General features: G+C 67.7%; 5 protein-coding genes and 1 pseudogene. All 6 read right to left on the bottom strand.

Features of this window, described 5'->3' with window-relative positions:
* Positions 1-153 (bottom strand): annotated as a pseudogene (locus ACR2JI_RS16210) (MspA family porin); the annotation flags it as partial.
* Positions 154-214: 61 nt separating this feature from the next.
* Complete coding sequence (locus ACR2JI_RS16205; RefSeq protein ID WP_526391789.1) at positions 215-853, bottom strand: LON peptidase substrate-binding domain-containing protein; 639 nt, start codon at positions 851-853, stop codon at positions 215-217.
* Complete coding sequence (locus ACR2JI_RS16200; RefSeq protein ID WP_526391787.1) at positions 853-1,176, bottom strand: hypothetical protein; 324 nt, start codon at positions 1,174-1,176, stop codon at positions 853-855. Before ACR2JI_RS16200 ends, ACR2JI_RS16205 begins: the two co-directional genes overlap by 1 nt.
* A gap of 8 nt (positions 1,177-1,184) precedes the next feature.
* The gene (locus tag ACR2JI_RS16195; RefSeq protein ID WP_526391785.1) at positions 1,185-2,336 is read right to left on the bottom strand and encodes a glutamate--cysteine ligase; all 1,152 of its coding nucleotides are present in this window, start codon (positions 2,334-2,336) and stop codon (positions 1,185-1,187) included.
* On the bottom strand, positions 2,290-2,949 hold the full coding sequence (sodC, locus tag ACR2JI_RS16190; RefSeq protein ID WP_526391783.1) for a superoxide dismutase[Cu-Zn]: 660 nt from the start codon (positions 2,947-2,949) through the stop codon (positions 2,290-2,292). Before sodC ends, ACR2JI_RS16195 begins: the two co-directional genes overlap by 47 nt.
* Positions 2,950-2,968: 19 nt before the next feature.
* Positions 2,969-3,217: LytR C-terminal domain-containing protein (locus tag ACR2JI_RS16185; RefSeq protein WP_526391781.1), on the bottom strand; the 249-nt coding region annotated here is incomplete at its 5' end.

Here is a 3,217-nt window from a genome sequence, read left to right as displayed (position 1 = left end):
GAAGGTGTCCCACTGCTGGATCGTCATCGTGCGACCCTTGCCGTCCACCAGAGACATCTGATTGTCCAACGCCGCCTGCGAGGAACCCGCGCCTGCGAACAACGCCGCGAAGGCGAGGGAAAGCGCTACCAGGGTCCGACTGATGAGCTTCATGCGCGGAACCTTATCGTGCCCGGGCCCTGACCGCGTCCCGAGTGCCGATTCCGGACGCACGTCACTCGTCGGAAAGCTGGAATTCGACCATTGCGGTGACGGTTTCAACAGCGTCGATCAAGGTGTCGACGCGCGCGGCCAGCGTGGGCGCGGACAGCACGGCATAGCGGTCGGCCTGACCCATCGGAACGCGCGCGGCCAGCGCGTATAGGTGCCGCGCCGGGTCCTCGGCCGTCGCAGCGTCAACGGCGAGCGCGTCCGGCCGGATGCGGCCGCCGGCGGCGTCGGCAACTCGGCGATAGAGCGTCAGGATGACGTCCACCACATCTCCGATCCGCTCGGGACCGACCTCCGGCCCCGGATCGTCGGGCCACGGCTCGGCCTCGGCGACGGGATAGGGATCGTCGGGCAACCAGCGGCTGACATTGATCCGCTCCCCCGCGAGGGCGATGAGTTGATATTGACCCGGACCGTCTTCGGCCCAATCGGTGATGCGCGCCAGCACCCCGATATCGCTGCGGATATCACCACCGCCCACCTCACGGCCCTGGCTGATCAGAACGACACCGAAGACCGGATCAGCAGCGCCGAGGCAGTCCTGCACCAGACGGGAGTACCGGGGCTCAAAGATGCGCAGCGGCAGCGTCTCCCCGGGAAGCAGGGCGGACTGCAGCGGGAACATCGGAAGCGGCCGCTGCATTACCGGACCCCGCCGGTGACCACGTCCTTCACCGGAGCACCCGGGGCGACGAAGGTGCACAGCGCGGCAGCCACTCCCACCCACAGATCAGGGTTGGCCGCCACCAGCTTGTTGCCGTCCTGCCCGATGGCAGCGATGACGTCGCGGCGGGCACCGTCCTTCATGCTCACGTACTCACGGCATGTGGTGGACAGCAACGCGGCGACGCCGACCTCACCGGGGGCGGCCACCGGGGTGCCACCGATCGCCCTGCTGCAGCCGCCTGCACCCAGCACCGCGGCGGCTGTCACCGCGATTGCGGCGGTCCTGCGAAGCCGTTCCATCCGCCCCCCTAGACGTCCAGTTCGCGGACGAGCGAATCGACCACGGCACGCAGATCCCCGCCGTGCGCCTCGGCCACCCGGCGCTGGCGCTGATACGAAGCGCCCCGACGGGGTATCTCGGCCACCGCGGCCAATTCGTCGGCGCACTCCAGCGACTTGGCAACCGGCTCCAACCGGCTGAGCAGGTCGTCGAGATCCTCGGTGACCGGCCGCTCCCTGCTGTCGGCGTCCAGGATGATGATCGCGTCCAATCCGTAGCGAGCCGCCCGCCATTTGTTCTCCTGGACATGCCACGGCGGCATGACAGGCAACTGCTCACCTGCTTCCAGGCGCCGGTCCAGGTCCACGATCAGGCAGTGCGTCAGGGCTACCAGAGCGGATAACTCCCCGATATTGGACACGCCATCGAAAATGCGGACCTCGACGGTCCCAAGATGGGGGGATGGCCTGATGTCCCAACGGATTTCGTTGACCTGATCGATGATGCCGGTGGTCTTCTGGTCATGCACGAATCGTTCGAATTCGCGCCAGGTCTGGAACCCGAAGGGCAGTCCCGCGGTAGGCAGCTGCTGAAACATCATCGCCCGGTTGCTGGCATAGCCGGTGTCCTCACCGGCCCAGTACGGGGACGACGCCGACAACGCCAGCAGGTGCGGGTAGTGGTTGAGCAGCGAGGAGATGATCGGCATCACCTTGTGCGCTGAGGAGACCCCAACGTGGACGTGCACCCCCCAGATCAGCATCTGACGCCCCCACCACTGGGTGCGGCTGATCAGCTCGGCGTATCGCGGACCTTCGGTCAGTTCCTGCGCGGACCACTGGGCGAACGGATGCGTACCCGCGCAGAACAGTTCCATGCCCCGGTCCCGCACGACCTCACGGGTGGAGGTAAGGGTGGTCCGCAGATCGTCCATCGCTCCGGCGACGGTGTCGCAGATGCCGGTGACGATCTCGACGGTGTTGCGCAGTAGTTCCTTGTGCACGTGCGGGTTGTCACCGATGTCGGCGATCACCGCGGCTGCCTCGTTGGACAGGTCCCGGCTCTCGCTATCGACGAGGGCGAACTCCCACTCCACGCCGAGTGTCGGTCGCGGCGAGCCGGCGAAGTCGATCCTAACCGGCGCTGATGACACCGCAGGCGACCCGTTTGCCGCCGTCACCGGTGGCCAAGGTGGATTCGTCGGGTCCAGGCGCACCGTTGATCTGCTGGTACCGGTCGGCCGGGATGTTGGCGAAATTGTCCGCGCCCTCATGGATGATGATCGCCGTCCCGGGACCGGCCAGCAGCTCCTCTCTGGTGAAGGCACTGGTGGTCGTCACCAGCATCGCGGTGCCGTCGGGGCGCACCTGTAGCGAACTGAGGTCGCCGGCGTGGCCCGGATGGGCTGCGGGGGTGGCCCCCTGGAAGTGCCCGCCGGCCGACAGGAAGTCACCCGGGGCACCGCCGGCGGGGGCGACCGAGTTCGTCTCACACCGGCCGACGGTGTGGAAATGCAGTCCATGCGGCCCGGGCGCCAATTTGCCAGGTTCAGAAGTCTGCACGGTGACGGTGGCGAAACCATCCTTGAACTCGATGGTCGCGGCGGCCACCTGCGAGCCGTCCGGTGCGTTGATCTGCGCCGTCAGTGCGTTCGCAGGCGCGACCGGGGCGGGGGCCGACGACGTCGGGTCGGGACGCTGGGCCGGGTTGTCCGGGCTGCAGGCGCTGAGCAGGATGACCGGTGCGGCGAGGACAAGGACGGCGCACTTCCGGACGATCGCGGGTTCGGCCATGGCCCTGAGCCTATCGGAGCTAACCGGTGGCGAGCACGATCACGCCGGGGGGCTGCTCGGCGATTTCCGGTATGCGCACCTCGACCGGCGCCTCGAGAATCTTGCCGACCGCCTCGGCGGCCTCCTTCTCGCCCTCGGCACTGCCGAAATAGACCGTTGTGGCCGGAACCTGGGCCACCGTCGAGGTGGTCGCCTCGGTGACGTTCCAGCCTGCCTCCCGCAACCGCTCGCCCAGCCGGGTGGCGCCCGCCTGATCGTCGGAGACGCT

Source organism: Mycobacterium sp., from assembly GCF_051006775.1.
GTDB lineage: Bacteria > Actinomycetota > Actinomycetes > Mycobacteriales > Mycobacteriaceae > Mycobacterium.
The sequence above is the reverse complement of the archived record's forward strand: the minus strand, read 5'-3'. Positions and strand labels throughout refer to the sequence as shown.

Excerpts from the sequence above, each read along its gene's own strand:
- ACR2JI_RS16200 (WP_526391787.1), bottom strand. The coding sequence starts at position 1,176 with ATGGAACGGCTTCGCAGGACCGCCGCAATCGCGGTGACAGCCGCCGCG.
- ACR2JI_RS16205 (WP_526391789.1), bottom strand. The coding sequence starts at position 853 with ATGCAGCGGCCGCTTCCGATGTTCCCGCTGCAGTCCGCCCTGCTTCCC.
- sodC (WP_526391783.1), bottom strand. The coding sequence starts at position 2,949 with ATGGCCGAACCCGCGATCGTCCGGAAGTGCGCCGTCCTTGTCCTCGCC.